Here is a 22,844-nt window from a genome sequence, read left to right as displayed (position 1 = left end):
TCAGGCGGCCGGGTCGTGCGAGGCTGTGGCCGGCGTCCAGGTGACGTCGAGCCACAGCCGGTCGCCGCTGACCAGCCGGCTCACCTCGACCCGGCCGGTCTCCTCATCACTCGTGCTCGCGGGGGTCTGGGGGATCTGCTCGGCCCCGTCGACCACCACGCTCAGTGAGACCTGGTCGGCCCGGGCCACCACGGCCACCCGGGCACTCGACCGGGCTCCGGTGAGTACTGCGATCACCGGTTCGGTGAGCGCCCGGCGGGCCGGCAGGGGCACCTCGGGCAGGGCGCCGCGCATCGAGGCCTGCACCGAGATGCCGCGGCGCTCGGCCACGTCGATGCAGGCGTGGATCTCGTGCTCCAGCGGGTCGGCCACCTCGTCGCTCTCGGCGAACAGCCGGCGCATCCGGGCGGCCTCGACCGAGCAGGCCTGCTGGACCTGGGGGTCGCCCGGGTCGTACCGGCCGTCGGCGATGCCCTCGAGCAGGGGAGCGGTGGTGGCGGCGAGCTCGTCGTAGCGGGTCTGCCGATCGGTGTGTACCTGCTCGGCGACCTGCTCGGAAAGGCGAAGCCGGGCCTCCTCGGCGGCCGTGTGCCGGGCCACCGCCCCGGACTGCTGCAGGGCCACCGCGGCTACCGCCACCGCCCCCTGCCAGCAGGCCACCAGCAGGCTGGTCACGCCCATCTCGACCAGCGTGGGCTCGTTGCCCTGCCCGGCCACGAGCACCTGCCCCAGGGTGATCAGCTGCTGCAGGCCCAGGGCGCCGAAGAACCAGCCCAGCGGCAGGTCCATCAGTAGCAGCACGGCGTACCAGCCGAAGATCTTCCACGACCAGTGCGGAGGCAGGATCAGCTGCTCGGGCTCGACCGACGCGGTGGCCAGCACCGTGGCCACCAGGGCCACCCCCACCATCGGCCAGCGGGCCCGGCCCCAGGGCCGGTCGAGGGCCACCATCGCGATGGCCGTGAACAGCAGCACGACCAGCGCGGCCAGACAGGCGTACTGCAGCGGGGCCGAGGTGTAGGCCTGCGGGCTGGTCAGCGCGATGGGCAGGAACCAGGCGCACAGCACCGCGGAGGTCACGCCGAGCACCGCGATCCGCAGCCCGCGCAGGAACTCGTCGGCGATGACCACCCCGGCCACCACCCCCGCCGTGGTCGTCGACTCAGGCATCGGCCCACTCCAGACGCACGACGGTGCCCCGGCCGGGGGCGGAGGTGACCGAGCCGGTGCCGCCGGCCCGGTGCATCCGGGAGACGATCGACTCGGCGATCCCCCGGCGGTGCAGGGGAACCTGCGAGGGGTCGAAACCACGCCCCCGGTCGCGGATCTCGACCACCAGCCGGCCGTGGTCGTGCTGCACCGACAGGTCGGCCTCGGAGACCGAGGCGTGCCGGGCGACGTTGGCGAGGGCCTCGCGCACGCTGTCGCGGATCGCGATGGCCGGCATCGAGGGCAGCATCAGGGTCTGCGGTGGGCGGTAGGAGACGGCCACCCCGCCCGCCGCGGTGGTCTCGGCGAGCATGGTGGCCAGGTCGAGCACCGGGGCCGGGCGCACCGCCCGGACCTCGGGGTCGAGCATCTGCAGGTCCCGGCGGGCCTGCTGCTGCAGCCACTCGCTGCGCCGGGGCACGGTGCCCTGCCCGACCATGAGCAGGGTGGCCGCCGCGGTGTCGTGCAGGGTGGCCAGGTGTTCACGCTCGTCGGCGCGCCGGGCCCGGCTCACCTCGGCAGCGGCCCGCTCCCGGTCACCGGCGGCCAGGACCTCGTCGGCCCGCCGTCCGCCTCGCCGCACCATCACGAACAGCCCGCGGGAGAGCACCGCGTCGGCGAGCAGCCAGATCGCCGGCGCGGGCCAGGTGCCGCCTTCGCCGCCGGTCGCCCCCTCGATGCCCACCCAGTAGCCGGCCACCAGCAGCACTGCGGCGAGCGCGCCCACCCGGGCCGAGGTGTGCCACTGGTAGCTGACGATCGTCATCGCCACCAGCGCGTTCATCCAGCCGGTGCCGTCCGGCACGCTGTTCGGCGGGATCAGCCAGTACTGCCCGGCCAGCACCCCGCACACCACCGCCAGGTCGGCGGTGAGCCAGAGCCCGCCGACCGGTTCGCCGCCGGGCAGTCGCAGCAGGCGCAGGCAGAACACCAGGGTCCAGGCGATCAGCCCGGCGGTGACTATCGCGGCGGTCAGCAGCCGGGTGCCCTCGACCAGGAACAGGCCGATGCTGCCGCAGCCCACGGTGACGACCAGACGGCTGTAGGCAGCCCACCGCCGGCTGATGCGCAGCATCGACCGCTCGACGGGCTGGGGTTCCGGCACGGGAGGAGTATCCCAGAACAGTCCTACTGGCGAGTCGGGGTTCGCAGGGCCGACGATGCAGCCGAGGGTCCGGCCGGCGGTCTAGCCGACGACGTGCTCGGCGGTGAAGGTGTCCGGGCCGGCCTGGACCAGGCGCCAGACCCGCAGGTCCTTCCCGGTGCCGCCGCTGTCCTTCTCGTAGAACTTCACGGTGCCCTCGTCGCGGCGCGAGCTGCCCCGGACCACGTAGCCGTTGCCGTGGTCGATGGTGAACTCGGAGACCGTGCCGAGCAGGTCCTCCAGGCTCTGGACGGGCTGCCCGCCACCCATGGCGAGGATTCGGTAGGCGCGGCCGGACACGATGGGTGAAGGTGTGGACATGCTGATCCTCCGGACCGCGGGGTTGGACTCTCGTCCATGGGTGACTCTTCAGTAAGAATCACCCCAAAGGCCCCAGGGCGCCAGGTCAGGTGCAGGCTGGGGCACCCGCCGGCGGATCTGGGCGCCGGACGGGCCGTCTGCGCCGGAAAGGGCCGAAACATTAGGTGAGTGAACGCTGACTAAATTGTCCGTTCATCGACTGTACGCATCGAGTCTGGTGTCTGCCCACCGTGGCCCCGTTAGCGTCCGGGTGACCCACGGCTGACCAGCACCCGTGGATGTGAAGTCCGGGAGATCCTGATGAGAAACCTGCCCATGCTCGGGCTGACGCACGGAAACCGAAGTGCCGTCACCTGTCACCTCAAGTGCGACAGCGCCTGCGCCCGCCCGGCTCCCAACTCCAGCTGCGAACCGTCCTTCCAGAGCATCGCCTCCGCCGCGCTGAGCCGCCGCACCCTGCTGGCCGGGGGCGGGGTTCTGGCTGCGGCCGTGGCCATGCCGGTGGTGCACGCGCAGGGCGCCGAGGCCGCTGCCTCGGGCACCTGGGCCACGCCCTCCCCGCTGCGGTTCACGCCGATCGAGTCGGTCGAGGCCACCGTCGACGCCTTCACGGTGCCCAAGGGCTTCCGCTGGGACCCGATCATCCGCTGGGGCGACCCGCTGTTCGAGAACTCCCCGGAGTTCGACCCGACCAAGCCCGACGCCAAGGCCCAGGCCCTGCAGTTCGGCTACAACAACGACTACCTCGACATCATCGAGACGAACAAGCGCGGCACCGAGGCGCTGCTGGTGTGCAACCACGAGTACACCAACCGTCAGATCATGTTCCCGCCCACCACTTCCGAGGCCGAAGAGGCCGAGGTGCTGCGCACGCTCAAGGCCGCGCACGGGATGGCCGTGGTCGAGCTGGAGCGCCGCCGCCGCGGTGAGAAGTGGGAGTACGTGCGCGGGGCGAAGAACAACCGGCGGATCACCGCCGACACCCCGTTCCTGATCGACGGCCCGGCGGCCGGCTCGGCCCTGCTGAAGACCAAGGACGACCCGGAGGGCGTGCTCGCGCTCGGCACCTTCGGCAACTGCGCCGGTGGCACGACCCCCTGGGGCACCGTGCTTTCCGGTGAGGAGAACTTCAACGGCTACTTCGTCGCCGACCCGGCGGCCCGGGGCAGCAAGCGCTACGGCCTGACCAACACCCCCAGCAGCTACGGCTGGGAGAAGGTCGACCCGCGCTTCGACGCCACCAAGGCCGGCTACGCCAACGAGCCCCACCGGTTCGGCTGGATCGTCGAGATCGACCCCACCGACCCGAAGTCCACGCCGGTCAAGCACACCGCGATGGGCCGGATGAAGCACGAGGGCGCCAACGTCCGGGTGGACTCCGACGGCACCGTGGTCGCCTACATGGGCGACGACGAGCGCTTCGACTACCTGTACAAGTTCGTCGCCAAGAACAAGTTCCGCAAGGGCGACTCCCGCGCGGCCCGCAAGCACAACCTCAAGCTGCTGAGCGAGGGCGACCTCTACGTCGCCAAGTTCACCGGTGAGATGCGCCAGGACAACGCGAACCTCGGCTCCGGCACCTGGATCCCGCTGACCAAGGACGGCAAGTCGGCGGTTCCCGGCTTCACCCTGGACGAGGTGCTGGTCTTCACCCGGGAGGCGGCCGACGCGGTCAAGGCCACCCCGATGGACCGTTGCGAGGACGTCCAGCCCTCGCTGAAGTCAGGCAAGGTCTACGTCGCCTGCACCAACAACACCAACCGGGGCGCCGACGGCAAGCCCGCCCCGGACGCGGCGAACCCGGTGAAGGGCAACAAGAACGGCCACATCATCGAGATCACCGAGCGCAAGAACAAGGCCGACGCCACGAAGTTCGAGTGGAACCTGTTCATGGTGTGCGGTGACACCGACGAGGCCGGCACGTACTTCGCCGGCTGGGACGGCCCGGTGGCGCCGATCTCCTGCCCGGACAACGTGGCCTTCGACTCGGCCGGCAACCTGTGGATCTCCACCGACGGCCAGCCGGGCACGATCAGCAAGAACGACGGCCTGTTCCGGGTGCCGGTGGCCGGCAAGGAGCGCGGCCACCTGGTGCAGTTCCTGGCTGTGCCGGTCGAGGCCGAGACCTGCGGCCCGGTCGTCCACGACAAGGACGGCTCGGTCTTCGTGGCGGTGCAGCACCCGGGTGAGAACGGCACCTGGGCCGCGCAGCACTCCTACTTCCCGGACTACGTGAAGGACGGCCAGAAGCCGGGCAAGGGCGACTGGCGCGGCCCGCGTCCGTCGGTCGTCCAGATCACCCGCAAGTAGGTCACCCGCAAAGAGCCGAGTGCGCCCCTGTCCCGGTCACAGGGGCAGGGGCGCACTCGTGTCGAGCCGGACGCTGAGAAGTGGCCCGGTCAGCACCTCTTCGGTGAGAACGGCCCGGATCTGCTGCTCGATCAGGGCCAGGGCGGCGGGTGCCCGCCGCACCCCGGGAACCAGCTTCTCCTGCAGGCGGTCCCAGTAGGGCCGGGGCTCCCACCTCGGCCGGGAGTAGGGCCGGCCGGGCTCGAAACCCTCCAGACGCTCGCTGTCGCGCCAGTGCTCGAAGCGCACCGATGAACCGCTGTCGTGCAGGACCAGCGTGTCCGTACCTTCCGAAAGTGCTTTAAGGACGATTGTTCGCAGCCCTTCAGTGCCCTGTTCCTCGTAGCCGAAGGCCCAGCGGTTGAGCAGACCTACGCGCAGCATCCGGGAATCGGCCGACCAGGGAACCGTGTGGGCCTCGCTCGCCGGTGCGCCGTAACCGGCCAGGACCTGCTCGGCGGAGATGCCGCGGGTGAAGGTGATGGTGAAGCCGGCTCCGGTGGGGGCGGTCAGGGTCCACGGAGCGCGCTCGGCCGCCATGCCGGAAATGGTAGACACGCCCTCCTCGCCGGAACAGGGCTCCCGGCGGCCCGGGCGGTGTCCGGCCCGTCTTTCGATCGGTGCTCGACTGGCGCTCGGTCGGGGATCGGGCATCCTGACCGGATGTCTGCACCCGAACCGGAACTGGACCCCGAGGTGTACCCGCCGATCGACCCGCGCGAGCCCGTCCCCGACGACCCGGGCGAACTGCTGCCGGACACCCCCGAGACGCTGCCGCCGGCTCCCGCCGAACCCGGGCCGGGAGACCCGGAGGACCCGGACGGGGTGCCCGAACCCATCTGAGCAGCTCCCAGGGGCGGAACTTGCCAAGGGGGTAAGGCTAGCCTTACCTTTCGTCGCCGGACCAAGTGACGGAAGAACCCTGACTGGAGAGCTCGTGACGCCTGCGATCGACGCGCCCGCAGGCGACCCGGTCGCGCGCACGCAGCACCGGATCACCCGGGTGCGGGTCAGCACCGGCCTGGCCGGCATCCTCGGCCTGGTCGTGCTGCTGGTCCTCTCGATTGCCCTCAGCCTGATGATCGGCTCCGGCAGCGTGCCGCTGAGCGACGTCTGGCAGGGTGTGTTCAGCCCCGACCGCTCGGTCGAGGGGCAGCTGATCATGCAGGAGCTGCGCATCCCGCGCACCGTGGCCGGGCTGCTCGCCGGGGCCGGCCTGGGCCTGGCCGGTGCGGTGATCCAGGGGGTGACCCGCAACCCGCTGGCCGACCCCGGACTGCTCGGGATCAACGCCGGCGCCTCTGCGGCCGTCGTGTTCGCCCTCGGCTGGCTCGGCCTGACCTCGGCCGACGTGTACATCTGGTTCGGCTTCCTGGGCGCCGCCCTCGCCGCCACCCTGGTCTACGGCATCGGCTCGCTGGGCCGCGAAGGCGCCACCCCGGTCAAGCTGGCCCTGGCCGGGCAGGCCGCCAGCGCCGCCCTGCTCGCCCTCACCACGGCGATGCTGCTGAAAGACACCGAGACCTACGACCGCTACCGGTTCTGGCAGGTCGGCTCGCTGGTCGGCCGGGACAGCGCGGTGCTCGGCCAGGCCGCGCCGTTCATCGCCGTGGGGGTGGTCCTCGCCCTGCTGCTCGGTCCGCAGCTGAACGCCCTGGCCCTGGGTGACGACGTGGCCCGCGGCCTGGGCCAGAAGGTCGGCCTGGTCCGGGTGGTCAGTGCGGTCGCGGTGGTGCTGCTCACCGGGGCGGCCACGGTGGTCGCCGGGCCGATCGCCTTCGTCGGGCTGGTGGTGCCGCACGCCGCCCGCATGCTGGCCGGGGCCGACTACCGCTGGCTGATCCCCTACAGCCTGCTGCTGGCGCCCTCGCTGCTGCTGGTCTCCGACGTGCTCGGCCGGCTGATCGCCCGGCCCGGTGAGCTGCAGGTCGGCATCATCACCGCCGCCGTCGGGGCGATCCCGTTCATCCTCCTGGTCCGCCGACGGAAGATGGCCGAGCTGTGAGCAGTACTGTCCTGGCCGACGTCGAGGTCCTGACCCGGGCCCGCCACAGCGGCCGCGGCCGGGAGATCGGCGTGACCGCCGTCCTGGTCACCGGCATCGTGGCGATGCTGGTGCTCAGCCTCTCGTTCGGCGACTTCCGCATCCCCTTCGCCGACGTGGTCAGCACCCTGCTCGGCCAGGGCGATGCCGGCAATCACTTCATCATCGTCGAACTGCGTCTGCCCCGGGCGGTCACCGGGCTCTGCGTCGGGCTGGCTCTCGGGCTGGCCGGCGCCCTGTTCCAGGCGCTCCTGCGCAACCCGCTGGCCAGCCCGGACATGATCGGGGTGACCCAGGGGGCGGGTGTGGGCGCGGTGGTGGCCGCGATCACCTTCGGGGTCAGCGGTTTCGCCCTGTCGGCCTCGGCCCTGACCGGCGCCCTGGTCACCTCGACCCTGATCTACCTGCTGGCCTGGCAGCGCGGTGTGGCCGGGTACCGGCTGATCCTGATCGGCATCGGCGTGGCCGGAGCCTCCGCCTCGGTCATCTCCTACCTGATGACCAGCGCCGACGTGACCGTGGCGCAGGACGCCCTGGTCTGGCTCACCGGCTCGCTGAACGGCTCCTCGCTGGAGGCGTTCTACCCGCTGCTGATCGGCCTGGTCGTGCTGCTGCCGCTGACCGTGGTGGCCGCCCGGCCGCTGCCCGCCCTGCAGATGGGCGACGACACCGCCGCCGGTCTCGGCGTGCCGGTCGAGCGCAGCCGCCGGTTCCTGCTGATCTGCGCGGTGGGGCTGACCGGGGTGGCGGTGGCCGCCGCCGGCCCGGTCAACTTCGTGGCGTTCGTGGCCGGGCCGGTGGCCCGCCGCCTGCTGCCGGCCAAGCCGGCCGCGCTGTTCCAGGCCGCGCTGGTCGGCGCACTCCTGATGCTGGTGGCGGACTTCGCCGCGCAGCACCTGCTGTGGTCCACGCAGTTCCCGGTGGGGGTGGTCACCAGCCTGATCGGTGCGCCCTACCTGCTGTGGCTGCTCTCGCGGGCCAACCGGATCGGCAAGGGTGGGTAGTACACGATGACGGCCGAACACACGCTCGGGGCTCGGGACCTGTACCTGGGCTACGACGGGCAGAAGGTGGTCGAGGGCCTCGACCTGGACGTCCCGCCGGGCCGGGTGACGATGATCGTCGGCCCGAACGCCTGCGGGAAGTCGACCACCCTGCGCGCGATGGCCCGCCTGCTGGCCCCCACCTCGGGGCAGATCCTGCTGGACGGCAAGGACATCCAGAAGACGCCCACCAAAGAGGTGGCGAGCGTGCTGGGCATTCTGCCGCAGACCCCGGTGGCCCCCGACGGCATCATCGTCAGCGACCTGGTCGGCCGCGGCCGCTACCCGCACCAGGGCTGGCTGCGCAAATGGACGGCCGAGGACGACCAGGCGGTCGCCGAGGCGATGCGCGCCACTAGCGTGCTGGAGCTGGCTTCCCGCCCGGTGGACGCGCTTTCGGGCGGTCAGCGCCAAAGAGTCTGGATCGCGATGGCTCTGGCCCAGCGCACCGACCTGCTGCTGCTCGACGAGCCCACCACCTACCTCGACGTGGCGCACCAGCTCGAGGTTCTCGACCTGCTGATCGACCTGAACACCACCCGGGGCACCACCGTGGTGGTGGTGTTGCACGACCTGAACCTGGCCTGCCGCTACGCCGATCACCTGATCGCGATGCGGGCCGGAAAGGTGATGGCGGTGGGGGATCCGCGGGAGGTGGTCACCGCCGGCCTGATCGAGGAGATGTTCGGGATGCGGTGTTCGGTTGTGCCCGACCCGATCTCGGGCAGCCCGATGATCGTGCCGATCGGCCGGCACCGTGTCGCAACCGAAACCGGTTGACAGCTTAGGTAATGCTAACCTGATCTCATGCGTTCCTCACTGCCCCAGCGGCGTTCGCGGCGTACGGTTCTCGTCGCTGTCGCCGCTGCCACCATGGTTGCCCTGACTGCCTGCGGCAGCGACTCGGACTCCGACGCCGAGGCCGCCTCGTTCGACTCCGAAACCAGCTCCAGCAGCGCCTTCCCGGCCACCGTCGCGACCAAGTTCGGTGACGTGACCATCGAGAAGAAGCCCGAGCGCGTCGTCGCCCTGGGCTGGTCCGACGCCGAAACGGCGCTCGCCCTGGGCGTCCAGCCGGTCGGCGCCAGCGACTGGCTGGCCTTCGGCGGTGAGGGTGTCGGCCCCTGGGCCGAGGGCAAGTACACCGAAGCCCCGCAGATCATCGGCACTCTCGAGCCGGAGTACGAGAAGATCGCCGCGCTCAAGCCCGACCTGATCCTCGACGTGAAGTCGAGCGGCGACCAGGAGCGGTACGACACGCTCAGCAAGATCGCCCCCACGGTCGGCATTCCCGAGGGGGCCGACGCCTACCTCACCCCGTGGGCCGACCAGACCACGATGATCGCCACGGCGCTCGGTGAGAAGGAGAAGGGCGAGCAGATCGTCGCCGACATCGACGCCGAGTACCAGAAGTACGCCGACGAGAACCCCGAGTTCGCCGGTAAGACCATCACCGTCGGCTCGAAGACCAGCGAGGGCTACGGCGCCTACGTCAGCGGCACCGGCCGGGTGAACTTCGCCGAGAAGCTCGGGTTCAAGAACAACCCGACCGTCGAGGAGCAGCGCGAGGCCGGCTCCTTCTCGGTCAGCGTCTCGAGCGAGAACCTCAAGATGCTCGACGCCGACCTGGTCACCATGGCGCCGATCGGCATCGAGGCCACCGACATCAGCGAAGACCCGCTGTTCCAGGCGGTTCCCGCGGTGAAGGCCGGCCACAGCGTGGTCATCGACGACAAGAACATCAGCTCGGCCTTCGCCACCGAGTCGCCGCTGTCGATCTCCTACGCCCTGGAGAACGTGGTGCCGCTCTGGAAGGCCGCCCTGGCCAAGTAGTCCCAGCTGTCTCTGCCCCACAGTCAGGTCCCGGCTGCGGGAAACGACCCCCGGTTCGCCTTGCGAACCGGGGGTCGTGCCTTTGGTGACCAAGGCGACCGGCGGACGTCCGCGGAGATGGTCGCCGCAAACGTCCATCGATTGATTTTCGATAGATAATCAGTGATACTCGATGCATGTTGATTGATCATCGAGTGGTCTTCGTGCTCAAGGGGTTCCTGGCGGTGCTGTTCGGCGTCCTGGTGATGCTGCAGACCTTCTCGTTCCCCGGTCAGTTCGCCTACATGGCCGAGCAGAATCCCGACGACGCGCACCTGCGCTGGCCGCTGACCGTCCTCACCGGGTTCTGGCTGCTGTGCGCCGAGGCCGTGGTGGTCTCCACCTGGAAGCTGCTCGGCCTGATCCGGCGCGACCGCATCTTCAGTGAAGACGCCTTCACCTGGGTGAACGTGATCCTGGCGGCGATCGCGGCGGCCTGGCTGGTGCTCACCGGCTTCTTCCTGTGGGTCGGCTTCAACGCCGACGACCCGGGCGTGCCGTTGTTGCTGTTCCTGCTCGTGGTCGGGCTCGCCGTGGCCGGGCTGCTGATGCTGGTGATGCGCGCACTGCTGCGTCAGGCCACCACTCTGCGCTCCGACCTGGAGGGGGTCATCTGATGCCGATCGTCGTGCGGATCGACGTCGAGCTGGCCAGGCGCAAGATGAGTGTGGGGGAGTTCGCCGAGAAGGTCGGCCTGAGCGCGGCCAACGTGGCGGTACTGAAGAACGGGCGGGCCAAGGCGGTTCGCTTCAGCACGCTCGACGCGATGTGCCGGGTGCTGGAGTGCCAGCCCGGCGACCTGCTGGAGTGGGTCGAGGAGGAATGATCCCCGACCCACTCCCAAGCCTTACAGGCCGTCTGCGATCGCGGCGGTCACCCGCAGCCAGGCTGCACGGCTGGCCGGCGAGAGCGCGTCGTAGGTGATCGGGCCGCCGGAGACCAGTGCCGGGTCGTGCGGCACGTCCAGCACCACCCGGGTCAGGCTGCCGAAGTGGGCGTGCAGCCGGTCGTGCAGCTGCGGATCCGCCCGCCGGCCGGGAGCACTCAGCACGGTGACGGCGTTGCGCACCACGTCGGTCTTGCCCGCGGCGGTCAGGCCGTCGGCCAGCCAGGCGGCCGAGGCCGCGGTGTCCTCCCGGATGGTCGAGACGATCACCAGCTGGTCGGCCGCATTGATCGCGGCCTGCCAGTTCGAGGCCCGCATGTTGTTGCCGGTGTCCACCACCAGCACCCGGTAGAACCGGGCCAGCGCCCGGTGCAACTGGTCGAAGGCCCGGTCGTCGATGCTCGCCGCCGAGGCCGCGTCCTCGTCACTGGCCAGCACGTCGAACTGGGCACTGCCCTGCGAGCGCACGTAGTTGTCCAGGTCGCCGACCCGTGACGAGCGCACGTCGGTGAACCGGTCGAGGTCGCGCAGCAGGTCGACGGCGGTGTTGCTGTGCCGGGCCGGGTTGGCGCGCCAGCCCAGGGTGCCCCGGGTCTCGTTGTTGTCCCAGGCCAGCGTGTAGCCGCCGCGGTGCATGCCGAAGGTGGCAGCGATCAGCAGTGTGGCCGTGGTCTTGTGGGCTCCCCCCTTCGGGTTGACCACCACCACGGTCTTCGGCCCCCGCAGGCTGCGCTGCACCGACGCCACCGACTCGCGGTACTCCAGTTCCTGCGGGCTCGGGGAGGGAGAGATCAGGCCGCCGGTCAGCCGACGCAGCACTCCCTGCCAGCCGTCCTGCGCCGGCCCGCTCGGAGCCGGGGGACGGGTGGCCAGCAGGTCGGGGAGTGTGGGTTTCGCCTGGGGCACACCGAGTTCCTTAGCCATCCGGTTGGTGGACGAAGGGGGCGGGATCGTGGGGATACCAGAGGACGTGGGTGGGCCACCAGGGGTGCTGGCGGCGGCTGCCGGAGTGGGCTGGTTGGTGATCGGGCCGGCCGGTCCGGTCGGGGCGGCGGGCTGGCTGTTGCCCGGGATGCCCGACGTCGGGCGGATCGGCAGCCCGGCCGCGGTGGTCTGCTCCGGCAGGGTCGGAGGAGAGATCGGGACGCTCGACGTGGGCGGCGGGTCGTCCGGGCCGAGTGCAGCGTCGGTGCCATTCTCCGGCAGGAGGGTCGGGCTCAGCGCGTCCGAGCCGGCCGTGCGGGGCCCCAGGGCATCGCGCAGCGGGCCGTGCTTCGAGCGGCCCAGCTTCGCCCGGCGGGCCGAGCCCGGCAGTGGGCCGGGAGCCACCTGTTCCCAGGCGCGTGCGGTGCTGTTGGGCGGCTGGTCCTCCAGCGGCAGAACCCGGCCGTCCGGATGCACCACCAGGTGTGAGTGACCCTCCGGGTCGACTGTCTCGACCCGCAGGGGCCGTCCCAGGCCTGCGGTCTGCACGCTCAGGTGCTCCAGCACGGCCGCCCGGGCCTGGGCGACGTCGCCCCCGCCACTGAGCACGGTCCGCGGGGAGCCGTTGATCGTGACTTCGGCGGAGCCGTCCTCGGCGATGTTCGCGCTGACCTTGGGCCAGTCCGGCACGGCGCCGTACGGATCGGTGATGCTCACGCGGCTGCCTTTCTTGTGCGGGGGTGAGGGAGGCGCCTGGAGGGGACGACGCCGGCCGCCGCTGCATCCGGAGGTCGAGCCACGGAGAACCCATGATCAACCTGGATGAAACGGGCAGGCACGTCACGGAAGATACGTCACGACTCAACGGAAAGTCACCAATCCACCGAAACGTGACACAAATGTTTGTGGGGATGAGCGCTGAGTGGCACAACCTAAGCTGCGGACGTGAGCAATGTTGAGGAAAGGCCCGTCGAGGTGGTCTGCGACAGTGCACCGGCCGACGGTGTGGAGGTGCTCGAACCGCGCGACGTTCCGCTGGGTGGCCCGCGGTCGATGTCGGTGCGGCGCGCGCTGCCCCAGCGTCAGCGCACCCTGATCGGGGCCTGGTGCTTCCTCGACCACTACGGCCCGGACGAGGTGGAGGCCACCGGCGGCATGCGGGTCGCCCGGCACCCGCACACCGGTCTGGCCACGGTCAGCTGGCTGTTCACCGGCGAGATCGACCACCTGGACTCGGCCGGTTTCGCCGCGCGGGTCAGGCCGGGCGAGGTGAATCTGATGGTGGCCGGGCACGGCATCTCGCACCAGGAGATCTCCACGCCCGAGACGACCACGCTGCACGGCGCCCAGCTGTGGTACGCGTTGCCGGAGGCCACCCGGGACATGCCGCCCACCTTCCATCACTACGCGCCCGAGCCGATCCGGTTGGGCGGGGCCGATGTTCGGGTGTTCATCGGCTCGCTGGCCGGCAGCAGCTCACCGGTGCCCACCTACACGCCGCCGCTGCTCGGCGCCGAGATCCTGCTTCCCGCCGGGGAAGTCCTGGAGTTGGCCATTGCCGAGGGTTTTGAGCACGGCGTGCTGGTCGATCAGGGCGCCGTGCAGGTGAACGATCACGCGGTGGCGGCCGACCACCTGGCCTATCTGCCACCGGGGCACCGGAAACTGGTACTCCGCGCAGACTCGTCCTCTGTTCGTCTGGTTCTGATCGGAGGTGAGCCGCTGGGCGAGCAGATCGTCATGTGGTGGAACTTCGTGGGCCGCGACCACGACGAGATCGCCGGGTTCCGGGCCGCCTGGCAGGCCGAGATCAGTGGCTCCGACGGTCCGAAGCGCTTCGGTGAGTTCCCTTCGGGGCAGCCGGATCCGCTTCCGGCCCCGGTACTTCCGCCGCTGCGTCTGCGACCCCGAGGCTGAGGGCCAGCAGGCGCAGGTTGTCGCCGGAGGCGCTGCCGGGGGCGGCGTTGTACACGAAGAGGGTCTGGTCGTCGTCGCCGGCCAGCGTCAGCGCCTCGAACTGCAGGGTGATCGGCCCGACCTCCGGATGCGTCATGCGCTTGGTGCCGTGCGTGCGCGCGTGCACCCGGTGCCCGTCCCAGGCCGCCCGGAACTCGGGGCTCCTGATCGTCAGTTCGCCGACCAGGGCGTTCAGGGCCGGGTCGTCCGGGCGCCGTCCGGCCTCCAGTCGCAGGGTGCCCACCGCGTCGGCCGCCACCTGCGCCCAGTCGGGGAACCGTTCGCGGGCCAGCGGGTCGAGCAGCACCCAGCGGGTGTAGTTGCGTTCTGCCGCAGGCAGTTTCCGCCAGTTCGTGAACAGGGCGGTGGCCAGGGGGTTGGAGGCCAGGACGTCGGTGCGCCGGCCCAGCAGCAGGGCCGGGTGGTCGACCAGCGAGGCCAGCATCTGCTGCACGGCCGGCCGGACCCGCTGACTCCGGGGCTGGGCCCCCGTCTGGCGGCGCACGGGCCGGGCGAGATCGATCAGGTGGGCGCGAGCGGCGTCGTCCAGGCGCAGGGCCCGGGCCAGCGCCTCCACCACCGACTCGGACGGGGTGCTGTGCCGGCCCTGTTCCAGCCGGGTGTAGTAGTCCACGCTCACCCCGGCCAGTTGCGCCACCTCTTCCCGGCGCAGCCCCTGCACCCGGCGCGGGGTGCCGTTCGGATCGGTGTCCAGGCCGACCTCCTCCGGCGTCCGGCCGGCCCGGCAGTTGCGCAGGAAGTCACCCAGATCGCTCATGTTCCCCATCCTCACGCGCCCCGGCCCTCGGGGGCAGCCTCCTGGGTGGGTGCGTCGTTCCCAGGCAGGGCTGGGCGAGGCAGACCGTGGTGACGTGGGTCCGGCGAGCGGGAACCTGGACCTAACGAAAGCAACCACAGATGAGGAGTTCTCATGTCCACCTGGCTCGTCACCGGCGCATCCCGCGGAATCGGCCTGGAACTGGTCCGCACCCTGCTCGAGCGCGGCGAGAACGTGGCGGCGACCACCCGCTCGGCCGAGCGGCTCGACCAGGCCCTGGGTGGCAGCGCCGACTGGCCCCGCCTGCTGCCGCTGGAGATCGACCTGGCCGACGAGAAGCAGGTCGGCGAGGCGGTGGCGGCCGTCACCGAGCGGTTCGGCGGCCTCGACGTGGTGGTGAACAATGCCGGCTACGGCCACCTCGGCGCGGTCGAGGAGATCTCCGACGCCGAGGTCCGGAAGATGTTCGACGTGCAGGTCTTCGGCGTCTGGAACGTGCTGCGCGCGGTCCTGCCGCAGATGCGGACCGCCCGGGCCGGGCACATCGTCAACGTCTCCTCGATCGTCGGCCTGGTCCCGTTCCCCGGGTGGGGCCTGTACACCGCGGGCAAGTTCGCCCTGGAGGGCCTGACCGACTCGCTCGCCGCCGAGGTCGCCCACCTGGGCATCCGGGTCAACCTGGTCGAGCCCGGCTACGTGCGCACCGACTTCCTGCGGGCCGGTTCCCTGGCCCTGCCGCAGGCGCCGGTGGAGGGGTACGAGGCCGTCCGGGAGATGATCGCCCAGCACCAGGCCATGCCCGGCACCCAGCTCGGTGACCCGGTGAAGGTGGCGGCCGCGATCGTCGAGGTGGTGGAACGGGGCGACGCGCCGCTGCACCAGCTGCTCGGCTCCGACTCCTACGCCCTGGCCGGCGGTCGCCTGGACACGCTGCGGGCCGAGGTGGAGGCGGGCAAGGCGCTGGCCTTCACAACCGACGTGTAGCGCATGAGGTCGTCCGGCGCTGGTAGTAGGCGTAGGTGGCCAGGCCCAGAGCGATTCCCCAGGGCAGCCACAGCAACCCGGGAACCCCGGCGCCGGTGAGGCCACCCTGGAGGGCGAACCGGAGCACCGAGAGACCGGCGACGGTGATCATCACGCTCATCACGGTTCCGGGGATGACGGCCAGCAGTACCGGCACCCGTCGCCCACCCAGCCCGGGCACCCAGCCCGGCAGGACCTCGCCCCAGCGCATGATCAGCCCCAGGGTCAGCACCGAGCCCAGAAGTGCGGATGCGGGCAGGCTGTAGGCGATGAGTGGGCTGACGTCCTTGGCCGACAGGTCGGCGCTCAGGTCTCGGATGAACTCGCGGTCCACTCCCAGCGGGATACCCAGGTTCCAGACCGCGCGTTGCACCGCGTAGGGCAAGGGGGCCAGGGCGGCAAAGATGGTGGCCCAGCGTCCGATCCGGACCCACTGCCGAGGTTCAGCCGGCCTGTGCAGGTCAGCCAGGGCGGTGGAGGCCAGGAGGATGGCGCCGGTCAGGCAGAAGAGCTGGTGCAGCACGGCGGCGTCCACTCGTCCGAAGTACCCGTGCATCCCGTAGGCCGCGGTCTGGAGCATGCGCACGTCCGGAACCAGGAGGAAGAGCAGGGCCGGCGCCAGGAGCCCGGCCGTCCGGACCCAACCCGGAAGGTCGCGTCGCGTCGCGGCCGTGAGCGCCGCCAGTGCGGTCAGGGCGGTGACCGACAGCACGGCGCTCACCGGCCGGGCAGAGGCGCCGGCCAGCCAGCTGCCCATGCTGGCGGCGTCGTCGTCGGCGGCGCCCAGCGGGGCGCCACCGGCGAAAACCCAGTAGCCGTGCAACAGGAAGGCGAGGATGCACCACAACTGGGTGGCGCGTTTGCGGATCGACATGGTCGGGCTCCTTGAGTGGGTGGGTGCCATCAGATTCGCGGCCGCCCGCCCGGGTGGACATCTGCCGATCGGGAGATACCGGGCGGCCGAGGCGCCGGATATCTTGAGCTGGTGGCAGCCTCGGCGATGGTGATGCGAGTGGCCCGGCGGATGGGGCGCCGGGCGCTCGCGGCGACGGCGGTCGTGGTCCCACTGATGACAACTGTCGTCGTGCATCCGCGACCCGACCCGCTGTTGGCGCTGCCACCCGTCCTCAATCTGGTGTTTCTGGCTCTCCTTCTAGGCCGCAGATCCGTCGACGTTCGTAGGTTTCCGTCCGCAGTGGTTGCGGCGAGCCTGGTCTCGGCAACTGCCACAGCCTTCTGGGTGTTCGACGAGCAGCGCACCCGGGCGGGGCCCTGGCCACTGCTGCAGACCCTGCTCCTGATGGTGCTGATCGCTCTGGTCTGCCGGCGGGGTGCCGTCCGGCTGGCGGTCGTCGCCGGTTCTCTGGGCGTTCTGGCTGTGGCCGTCCTGGGGATACCGGTCACCGGCGAGGTGGACGAAGGCTGGTGGAACCTCGTACTGGTCAGCGGATTCTGGTCGCTGGCCGGTCTGTTCGCGGTCGCCTCGGGGTGTTACCTGCGCTGGCTGGATGCCCGCCGGGTCCGCGCCGTCGCCCACGCCCATCGCACCCAGCGTCTCCGACTGGCCACCGATCTGCATGATTTCGTGGCCCACGACGTCAGTGCGATGGTGATCCGGGCGCAGGCTGCCCAGGTGCTGCTCGATACGGATCCCCAGGCGGCGGGCCGCCTGCTGCAGGAGATCGAGAGCGACGGAACTCAGGCGCTGGCGTCGATGGACCGCACCATCCAGGTGATGCGTGATCTGGAAGCCGGGGTAGGAACAACCTCTCGCACGCCGCTTCCCGGAGTCGAGGACCTGCCCGAACTCCTCGATCGTTACCGGAGTCCCGGTGCTGGAGCGGTTGAACTGGACCTGCACACCGATCTGATTCCTGCCCTGCCCCGGGAGACGTCGGCAACGGTGTACCGCATCGTCGTGGAAGCACTGACCAACGTCCGTCGTCATGCCGGCCCCGAGGCCCGGGTCACGGTGAGTCTTGTGCCGGAGGGGGAAGTCCTGGTGCTGCGCATCATCGATCAGGAACCTGAAGACGTCCGTGCGTCTGCTGTTCGGGGTCTCGCGAAACGCCGTTCCGGCGGGACCGGGCTACGCAACCTGGCCCAACGGGTGCAGGCGCTCGAGGGCACCTTCGCGGCCGGGCCCCTGCCCTCCGGCGGTTGGCAGGTCAGGGCAGAGTTGTTGCTCGGAAACAGAACTGGCGACGGGGGTGGTGGGCGATGAGGGTCAAGGTACTGATCGCGGACGATCAGGAGGCGGTGCGCTTCGGGTTCCGCACCATTCTGTCGGCCGCGCCCGACATCGACGTGGTGGGGGAGGCGGTCGACGGTGTTCAGGCGTTGGAGCTGGTGCGTCGGTTGCGGCCGGACGTGGTGGTGGCGGACATCCGGATGCCGCGGATGGACGGGCTGGAACTCACCCGCGTCCTGCGCGACAGCCTGCCCGCGGTCAGGGTGGTCGTGGTCACCACCTACGACCTGGACGCCTACGTGCACACCGCCCTGCGCAACGGCGCCTGCGGGTTCCTGCTCAAGCACTCCGGCAGCGCGCTGCTGACCGAGGCGGTGCGGGCGGCGATGGTCGGCGACTCCCTGATCAGCCCGGCCGTGACGGTCCGCCTGCTCCGGCAGCTGTCCCCGATCGAGGCGCCGTCGGTCGGCGGGACGCCGCTCACCGACCGGGAGCTCGACATCGTGGCCCTGGTGGCCGACGGCCTGACCAATCCCGAGATCGGGGTCGAACTCTTCATCACCGCGGGCACGGTGAAGACCCATCTGACCCACGTCCAGCAGAAGCTGGGGGTGCGCAACCGGGTCGGCATCGCGGCCTGGGCCTGGGAGACCGGGCACCGGCGAGGTGGACAGCCGCCCGGCAGCGAGGTCAGGTCGAGCCGCGGGTGAGCTCTCAGGTGCCCTCTGGGCTCGCGCGTCCGGAAACGGTCCGGATGATGGGCTGGACGGTTCAGCTTCCTGTTCCGCTTGTTTCGGTTGTCCCGGGTGTTCTGGATGGTACGGATGAGGCTTCGGCGCAGTTCTGCGCACCGGCCGGGCTGGACCCGCCGACGTAGCGGCAAGGGTTTCGTCTACCTGGACGAGCAGGGTGTCCGGCTGGCCGAGGCCGAACAGGTGCAGCGGATCCGCGAGCTGGTGATTCCGCCCGCCTGGCAGGATGTCTGGATCTGCCCCTGGCCCAACGGGCATCTGCAGGCCGTGGGTACCGACGCGGCCGGACGCCGTCAGTACCTCTACCACCCGCAGTGGCGTGAGAGCCGGGATGCCGACAAGCACGTCAAGGTCCTGGACTTCGCCCGTCGGCTGCCCACTGCCCGGCTGCGGGTGGCGGAGCACCTCGAGATGCCCGGCATGCCCCGGGAACGGGCGCTGGCCATCGCCTTCCGGCTGCTCGACGTGGGCCTCTTCCGGATCGGGGGTGAGGCCTACGCCGAGGAGAACAACAGCTTCGGCCTGGCCACCCTGCGCCGGGAACACGTCCGGGTCCGACGCGGTGGGGTGGTGGAGTTCTCCTACCCGGCCAAGTCCGGTGTGCATCGGGTGTTCTCGATCAGCGACGAGCCGATCGCGGACGCGGTGAGCACGCTGAAGCGGCGGCGCGGCGGAGGAGAGGAGCTGCTGGCCTGGCACCGCGACCGGTCGTGGGTCGACCTGGGCAGCACCGACATCAGTCACTACGTGAAAGCGGTGGTGGCGCGGGACGCCTCGGCCAAGGACTTCCGTACCTGGCACGCCACCGTTCTGGCCGCCATCGCCTTCGCCGGGCTGGAGGGCCCGACCTCGGCGACGGCCGCGAAGCGCGCGGTTTCCCGGGTGATGCGGGAGGTTTCGGAGCAACTGGGCAACACCCCCGCGGTCTGCCGCGCCTCCTACGTGGATCCCCGGGTGGTGGCCGGGTTCCAGCAGGGCACCACCGTCCGGGCCGCCGTGGCCCGGGCGGCCCGACGGTGCGCGCCGGAACAGCTGAGCGCCGACGAGTCGGTCGAACGAGCCGTCCTGCGGTTGCTGCGCGGGGTGCGGGGCTGAGCCGAACGGGTGGTGCCGGAAGCGGATGCGGATCGTGACCGAGCTGCTAGACCGGTAGGCATGACCACTGAATCCCAGGGCGTACCCGGTGCCGAACTCTCCGACGACGACCTGCGCCGCGAGGTCGCGCGCCTGCACGAGACCCGGCACGAGGTCATGCTGAACGGTACGGAGGACGCGTTCGAGGTACACACCCGGCGCATGCTGGAGCTGGAACAGGAGTTCCTGCGCCGCTTCCCGGACGACGCGGCCCCCGACCCGGCCCGCACCCGCGCGGGGCGCCGCGAGTAAGGAGTGCCGCATGTCCGAACTGCTCACCGGTGACCTGTACCAGTTCGAGGCGCTCCTCGACGAGGACGACCGGGAGGTGCTGGAGCGGGTCCGGGCCTTCCTCGACACCGAGGTCCGGCCGATCGCCAACGACTACTGGGGCCGGGCCGAGTTCCCGCACCAGCTGATCAAGGGCTTCGCCGGCCTGGACATCGCCGGGCTGGCGCACCCGCTGTCGGCCGGGGAGCCGCAGCGCAGCCTGCTGAACGGGTTCCTGGCCCTGGAGCTGGCCCGCGCCGACGCCTCGGTCGCCACCTTCTTCGGGGTGCACACCGGCCTGGCGATGGGCAGCATCACCGCCTGCGCCTCGGCCGAGCAGAAGGAACGCTGGCTGCCCGCGATGTCGCGGATGGAGAAGATCGGCGCCTTCGCCCTCACCGAGCCCGAGAGCGGTTCGGACATCGCCGGGGGCATGCGCACCACCGCCCGCCGCGAGGGCGAGGAGTGGGTGCTCGACGGGGCCAAGCGCTGGATCGGGAACGCCACGTTCGCCGACCTGATCGTGGTCTGGGCCCGCGACACCGAGGACGGCAAGGTGAAGGGCTTCGTGGTGGAGAAGGGCACGCCCGGCCTGACCACCCGCAAGATCCAGAACAAGATCGCCCTGCGGATCGTCGAGAACGCCGACATCACGCTGGAGGGCTGCCGGGTGCCGGAGAGCAACCGGCTGACCGGAGCCACCTCGTTCCGCGACACGGCGGGTGTGCTGCGCCGCACCCGCAGCGGGGTGGCCTGGGAAGCGGTCGGCGTCATGATGGCGGCCTACGAGATCGCGCTGCAGTACAGCAAGGAGCGCCAGCAGTTCGGCCGCCCGATAGCGGGCTTCCAGCTGGTCCAGGACCTGCTGGTGCGGATGCTCGGCAACACCACCGCCTGTCTGGGCATGGTGGTGCGGCTGGCCCAGCTGCAGGAGGAGGGCACGTTCCGCGACGAGCACTCCGCCCTGGCCAAGGCCTACTGCACCACCCGGATGCGGGAGGTGGTCGGCTGGGCCCGGGAACTGCTGGCGGGCAACGGGATCGTGCTCGACTACGACATCGGCCGGTTCGTCGCCGACGCCGAGGCGCTGTACTCCTACGAGGGCACGCGGGAGATCAACAGCCTCATCGTCGGGCGGGCGGTGACCGGCGTGAGCGCGCTGGTCTAGTTGGGTAATTGAAGGACGCGGGGTGCCGGTTCGCTACGAACCGGCACCCCGGTCTGTGGGGCACCTTCGCGGCCGCGAGTACGTCAGGTCCCTGGGTCGCCTTGGGCTGTGGGGCAGCTTGAGCGGTGTACCTCGGGCCGTGGGTTAGCTCAGGCTGTGAGGTCGGGTTTTGTCTCCCTGGTCTGCGGGGCACCGTTCACCGAGTGCCGCGGCTCGAGCGGGTCGGTGTTCCCACCGAGCAGCTGGCCCAGGTCCAGTCCGCCGGCCTTGGCCGTCTCCAGCACCTGCAGCAGCAGCGCGGGCACCGAACCGGCCACCTTGTTGAGCGCGTCGTTGCTGTCGGCGCCACCGTTGCTGAGCACCGTCAGGTTCTTGATGTTGGCCATCGGCGCCGCCACCTCGCGGGCGATCTTGGGCAGGGCCTCGATCAGGTCGGGCAGCACCCGCAGCCGCGCGGCCTCGTCGTTGAACGCGCTGAGCGCGGCCGCCAGCTCCTTCTGACCCTCGGCCTCGGCCAGCAGCTGCTGCCGCTGACCCTCGGCCGCCGCCAGCATCTTCGCCTTCTCCACCTCGGCCTGCGCCGTACCCTCACGCTGGAAGGCGGCGGCGCCGGCGGTACGGGCCTTCAGGTCGGCCTCACCCGCGAGCTCCCGCTGACGCGCCTGCGCCTCGGCGTTGGCGATGGTGACGGCCTTCTGACCCTCGGCCCGGCGCTCGGCCGCCTGCCGCTCGGCCTCAGCCGGGGCGATCACGTCGGCCTCGAGCGCCTTCTTGCGCTGGGCGGCGCGCTGCTCCTCGACCGAGATCTGCCGCTCGGTGCGCTGGCGCTCGGTGTCGATCCCGGCCAGCACGACCGCCCGCTCGGCCTCCGCCTCGGCCAGCGGACCGGCCTGCGCGGCACGCGCCTGGGCGGCGTTGACCTCGGTGTCGATCTCGGCCTGCTTCATCGACAGCTGACGCTGCGCCTCGGCGATCGCCTCCTGCGACTTGGCCTCGGCGGTACGGCCCTGCTGGTCGGCCTCGGCGGCGGCGATGCGGGCGTCCCGGCGGGCCTGGGCCTCGCCGACCTCGGCGTCGCGGCGCACCTCGGCGATCCGCTTACGGCCCAGCGACTCGATGTAGCCGTTCTTGTCCCGCACGTCCTGGACGGTGAGGACGTCGAGCTCCATCCCGATCGAGGCCAGGGCGGCGCCGGCCTCCTCGGCGACCGAGCGGGTCAGCTGGTCGCGGTTGCTGTTCAGGTCCTCGACGGTCATCTTGGCGCAGATCGCGCGCATGTTACCGGCGATGATCTCGGTGAGCTGGTGCCGCAGTTCCTCGCGGTTGGCGGTGAGGAAGCGCTGGGTACCGGTCTCGATCGCCTCGTCGGTGGAGCCGAAACGCACCAGGGAGACCACGTCGACGGCGATACCGACGCCGTTGCTGGAGATCGCGGAGCCGACCGAGACCTGGATGTTGAACGGCTCCAGGCTCATGAAGTCGACCCGCTCGAGCACGGGCACCCGGAACCGGGCCCCACCGCGCACGATCTTGGGCCGGCCCCGGCCGGTGAACACGGCCACCATGTTCGGCGGCACCTTCACGTAGTTCTTGGCGTACAGGACCGCCAGCAGCAGGAAGGCGATGACCACTGCGGCCACGGCCCACGCGATGGGGGAGATTTCGTTCATTGAGGGCTTTCCTTTGTAGGGGGTGGGGGAGGAGCTGGGGGAGGGCTTTGCGGAGGCCCGAGCTTCCGGGGCCGGTGGCCATGGGATCTCACGGCCGTCGAGTCCACTGC

General features: G+C 70.7%; 23 protein-coding genes. 15 read left to right on the top strand and 8 right to left on the bottom strand.

What is annotated here, in order from left to right; genetic code table 11:
* From LWF15_RS17025 to LWF15_RS17015, 3 genes are all read right to left on the bottom strand, one after another.
* On the bottom strand, positions 1-1,170 hold the full coding sequence (locus LWF15_RS17025; protein ID WP_232811815.1) for a hypothetical protein: 1,170 nt from the start codon (positions 1,168-1,170) through the stop codon (positions 1-3).
* Complete coding sequence (locus tag LWF15_RS37600; protein ID WP_232811814.1) at positions 1,163-2,314, bottom strand: sensor histidine kinase; 1,152 nt, start codon at positions 2,312-2,314, stop codon at positions 1,163-1,165. The genes LWF15_RS17025 and LWF15_RS37600 overlap by 8 nt, the downstream gene beginning before the upstream one ends.
* An 81-nt stretch (positions 2,315-2,395) precedes the next feature.
* Positions 2,396-2,674, bottom strand: coding sequence for a hypothetical protein (locus LWF15_RS17015; protein ID WP_232811813.1), 279 nt, complete (start codon positions 2,672-2,674; stop codon positions 2,396-2,398).
* A 300-nt stretch (positions 2,675-2,974) separates the two neighbouring features.
* On the opposite strand from LWF15_RS17015, the gene LWF15_RS17010 reads away from it, so the two are divergent.
* Complete coding sequence (locus LWF15_RS17010; protein ID WP_232811812.1) at positions 2,975-4,984, top strand: PhoX family protein; 2,010 nt, start codon at positions 2,975-2,977, stop codon at positions 4,982-4,984.
* Positions 4,985-5,020: 36 nt separating this feature from the next.
* Here the strand turns inward: LWF15_RS17010 and LWF15_RS17005 are convergent, their stop codons facing one another.
* On the bottom strand, positions 5,021-5,563 hold the full coding sequence (locus LWF15_RS17005; protein WP_232811811.1) for a DUF6461 domain-containing protein: 543 nt from the start codon (positions 5,561-5,563) through the stop codon (positions 5,021-5,023).
* Positions 5,564-5,686: 123 nt separating this feature from the next.
* On the opposite strand from LWF15_RS17005, the gene LWF15_RS17000 reads away from it, so the two are divergent.
* The 7 genes from LWF15_RS17000 to LWF15_RS16970 all read left to right on the top strand — a co-directional run bounded on the left by LWF15_RS17000 (position 5,687) and on the right by LWF15_RS16970 (position 10,808).
* Entirely contained in the window at positions 5,687-5,866 is a 180-nt protein-coding gene (locus LWF15_RS17000) for a hypothetical protein (protein WP_232811810.1), read from the top strand.
* Positions 5,867-6,017: 151 nt separating this feature from the next.
* A complete protein-coding gene (locus LWF15_RS16995) occupies positions 6,018-7,028 on the top strand; it encodes a FecCD family ABC transporter permease (protein WP_352396558.1) in 1,011 nt (336 codons plus the stop codon).
* A complete protein-coding gene (locus LWF15_RS16990) occupies positions 7,025-8,071 on the top strand; it encodes a FecCD family ABC transporter permease (RefSeq protein WP_232811808.1) in 1,047 nt (348 codons plus the stop codon). Before LWF15_RS16995 ends, LWF15_RS16990 begins: the two co-directional genes overlap by 4 nt.
* Positions 8,072-8,077: 6 nt before the next feature.
* Positions 8,078-8,890, top strand: coding sequence for an ABC transporter ATP-binding protein (locus tag LWF15_RS16985; RefSeq protein WP_232811807.1), 813 nt, complete (start codon positions 8,078-8,080; stop codon positions 8,888-8,890).
* A gap of 27 nt (positions 8,891-8,917) precedes the next feature.
* Positions 8,918-9,943 carry an iron-siderophore ABC transporter substrate-binding protein gene (locus LWF15_RS16980; RefSeq protein WP_232811806.1) on the top strand — a complete coding sequence of 342 codons (1,026 nt, stop codon included), beginning with the start codon at positions 8,918-8,920 and terminating at the stop codon, positions 9,941-9,943.
* Between the two features lie 176 nt (positions 9,944-10,119).
* Entirely contained in the window at positions 10,120-10,599 is a 480-nt protein-coding gene (locus LWF15_RS16975) for a DUF2975 domain-containing protein (protein ID WP_232811805.1), read from the top strand.
* The gene (locus LWF15_RS16970; protein ID WP_232811804.1) at positions 10,599-10,808 is read left to right on the top strand and encodes a helix-turn-helix domain-containing protein; all 210 of its coding nucleotides are present in this window, start codon (positions 10,599-10,601) and stop codon (positions 10,806-10,808) included. The genes LWF15_RS16975 and LWF15_RS16970 overlap by 1 nt, the downstream gene beginning before the upstream one ends.
* 21 nt (positions 10,809-10,829) lie before the next feature.
* Here LWF15_RS16970 and LWF15_RS16965 read toward each other — a convergent pair whose 3' ends face one another.
* Positions 10,830-12,509 (bottom strand): MinD/ParA family ATP-binding protein, encoded by a 1,680-nt coding sequence (locus LWF15_RS16965; protein ID WP_232811803.1) that lies wholly within the window; start codon positions 12,507-12,509, stop codon positions 10,830-10,832.
* 228 nt (positions 12,510-12,737) lie between these two features.
* Here LWF15_RS16965 and LWF15_RS16960 point away from each other — a divergent pair, with 228 nt between their 5' ends.
* Positions 12,738-13,709 carry a pirin family protein gene (locus tag LWF15_RS16960; RefSeq protein ID WP_232811802.1) on the top strand — a complete coding sequence of 324 codons (972 nt, stop codon included), beginning with the start codon at positions 12,738-12,740 and terminating at the stop codon, positions 13,707-13,709.
* Here LWF15_RS16960 and LWF15_RS16955 read toward each other — a convergent pair.
* Entirely contained in the window at positions 13,603-14,535 is a 933-nt protein-coding gene (locus tag LWF15_RS16955; protein ID WP_408623408.1) for a helix-turn-helix transcriptional regulator, read from the bottom strand. The two genes, LWF15_RS16960 and LWF15_RS16955, sit on opposite strands and share 107 nt — an antisense overlap.
* Before the next feature lie 144 nt (positions 14,536-14,679).
* Here LWF15_RS16955 and LWF15_RS16950 point away from each other — a divergent pair, with 144 nt between their 5' ends.
* Positions 14,680-15,510 (top strand): SDR family NAD(P)-dependent oxidoreductase, encoded by an 831-nt coding sequence (locus tag LWF15_RS16950; RefSeq protein WP_232811800.1) that lies wholly within the window; start codon positions 14,680-14,682, stop codon positions 15,508-15,510.
* On the opposite strand, the gene LWF15_RS16945 is transcribed toward LWF15_RS16950, so the two are convergent.
* On the bottom strand, positions 15,494-16,423 hold the full coding sequence (locus tag LWF15_RS16945) for a hypothetical protein (RefSeq protein ID WP_232811799.1): 930 nt from the start codon (positions 16,421-16,423) through the stop codon (positions 15,494-15,496). The two genes, LWF15_RS16950 and LWF15_RS16945, sit on opposite strands and share 17 nt — an antisense overlap.
* A gap of 321 nt (positions 16,424-16,744) precedes the next feature.
* Between LWF15_RS16945 and LWF15_RS16940 the strand changes: the two genes are divergently transcribed.
* The 5 genes from LWF15_RS16940 (at position 16,745) to LWF15_RS16920 (ending at position 21,064) form a co-directional block, all read left to right on the top strand.
* A complete protein-coding gene (locus tag LWF15_RS16940; RefSeq protein WP_232811798.1) occupies positions 16,745-17,773 on the top strand; it encodes a sensor histidine kinase in 1,029 nt (342 codons plus the stop codon).
* A complete protein-coding gene (locus tag LWF15_RS16935) occupies positions 17,770-18,450 on the top strand; it encodes a response regulator (protein ID WP_232811797.1) in 681 nt (226 codons plus the stop codon). The genes LWF15_RS16940 and LWF15_RS16935 overlap by 4 nt, the downstream gene beginning before the upstream one ends.
* A 114-nt stretch (positions 18,451-18,564) precedes the next feature.
* Positions 18,565-19,587, top strand: coding sequence for a DNA topoisomerase IB (locus LWF15_RS16930; RefSeq protein ID WP_232811796.1), 1,023 nt, complete (start codon positions 18,565-18,567; stop codon positions 19,585-19,587).
* Between the two features lie 60 nt (positions 19,588-19,647).
* Positions 19,648-19,878 carry a DUF6158 family protein gene (locus tag LWF15_RS16925; protein ID WP_232811795.1) on the top strand — a complete coding sequence of 77 codons (231 nt, stop codon included), beginning with the start codon at positions 19,648-19,650 and terminating at the stop codon, positions 19,876-19,878.
* A 10-nt stretch (positions 19,879-19,888) separates the two neighbouring features.
* Complete coding sequence (locus LWF15_RS16920) at positions 19,889-21,064, top strand: acyl-CoA dehydrogenase family protein (RefSeq protein WP_232811794.1); 1,176 nt, start codon at positions 19,889-19,891, stop codon at positions 21,062-21,064.
* Between the two features lie 149 nt (positions 21,065-21,213).
* Here LWF15_RS16920 and LWF15_RS16915 read toward each other — a convergent pair whose 3' ends face one another.
* The gene (locus LWF15_RS16915; RefSeq protein ID WP_232811793.1) at positions 21,214-22,734 is read right to left on the bottom strand and encodes a flotillin family protein; all 1,521 of its coding nucleotides are present in this window, start codon (positions 22,732-22,734) and stop codon (positions 21,214-21,216) included.
* Positions 22,735-22,844: the final 110 nt, after the last annotated feature.

The sequence above is a fragment of the Kineosporia rhizophila genome (assembly GCF_021277265.1).
GTDB classification, from domain to species: domain Bacteria; phylum Actinomycetota; class Actinomycetes; order Actinomycetales; family Kineosporiaceae; genus Kineosporia; species Kineosporia rhizophila.
The sequence above is the reverse complement of the archived record's forward strand: the minus strand, read 5'-3'. Positions and strand labels throughout refer to the sequence as shown.

Bases quoted from the DNA above. Each gene is read 5' to 3' on its own strand.
- LWF15_RS17025 (WP_232811815.1), bottom strand. From the start codon at position 1,170: ATGCCTGAGTCGACGACCACGGCGGGGGTGGTGGCCGGGGTGGTCATC.
- LWF15_RS17015 (WP_232811813.1), bottom strand. From the start codon at position 2,674: ATGTCCACACCTTCACCCATCGTGTCCGGCCGCGCCTACCGAATCCTC.
- LWF15_RS17010 (WP_232811812.1), top strand. From the start codon at position 2,975: ATGAGAAACCTGCCCATGCTCGGGCTGACGCACGGAAACCGAAGTGCC.
- LWF15_RS17005 (WP_232811811.1), bottom strand. From the start codon at position 5,563: ATGGCGGCCGAGCGCGCTCCGTGGACCCTGACCGCCCCCACCGGAGCC.
- LWF15_RS17000 (WP_232811810.1), top strand. From the start codon at position 5,687: ATGTCTGCACCCGAACCGGAACTGGACCCCGAGGTGTACCCGCCGATC.
- LWF15_RS16985 (WP_232811807.1), top strand. From the start codon at position 8,078: ATGACGGCCGAACACACGCTCGGGGCTCGGGACCTGTACCTGGGCTAC.
- LWF15_RS16980 (WP_232811806.1), top strand. From the start codon at position 8,918: ATGCGTTCCTCACTGCCCCAGCGGCGTTCGCGGCGTACGGTTCTCGTC.
- LWF15_RS16975 (WP_232811805.1), top strand. From the start codon at position 10,120: ATGTTGATTGATCATCGAGTGGTCTTCGTGCTCAAGGGGTTCCTGGCG.
- LWF15_RS16970 (WP_232811804.1), top strand. From the start codon at position 10,599: ATGCCGATCGTCGTGCGGATCGACGTCGAGCTGGCCAGGCGCAAGATG.
- LWF15_RS16955 (WP_408623408.1), bottom strand. From the start codon at position 14,535: ATGGGGAACATGAGCGATCTGGGTGACTTCCTGCGCAACTGCCGGGCC.
- LWF15_RS16950 (WP_232811800.1), top strand. From the start codon at position 14,680: ATGTCCACCTGGCTCGTCACCGGCGCATCCCGCGGAATCGGCCTGGAA.
- LWF15_RS16945 (WP_232811799.1), bottom strand. From the start codon at position 16,423: ATGTCGATCCGCAAACGCGCCACCCAGTTGTGGTGCATCCTCGCCTTC.
- LWF15_RS16935 (WP_232811797.1), top strand. From the start codon at position 17,770: ATGAGGGTCAAGGTACTGATCGCGGACGATCAGGAGGCGGTGCGCTTC.
- LWF15_RS16930 (WP_232811796.1), top strand. From the start codon at position 18,565: ATGAGGCTTCGGCGCAGTTCTGCGCACCGGCCGGGCTGGACCCGCCGA.
- LWF15_RS16925 (WP_232811795.1), top strand. From the start codon at position 19,648: ATGACCACTGAATCCCAGGGCGTACCCGGTGCCGAACTCTCCGACGAC.
- LWF15_RS16920 (WP_232811794.1), top strand. From the start codon at position 19,889: ATGTCCGAACTGCTCACCGGTGACCTGTACCAGTTCGAGGCGCTCCTC.
- LWF15_RS16915 (WP_232811793.1), bottom strand. From the start codon at position 22,734: ATGAACGAAATCTCCCCCATCGCGTGGGCCGTGGCCGCAGTGGTCATC.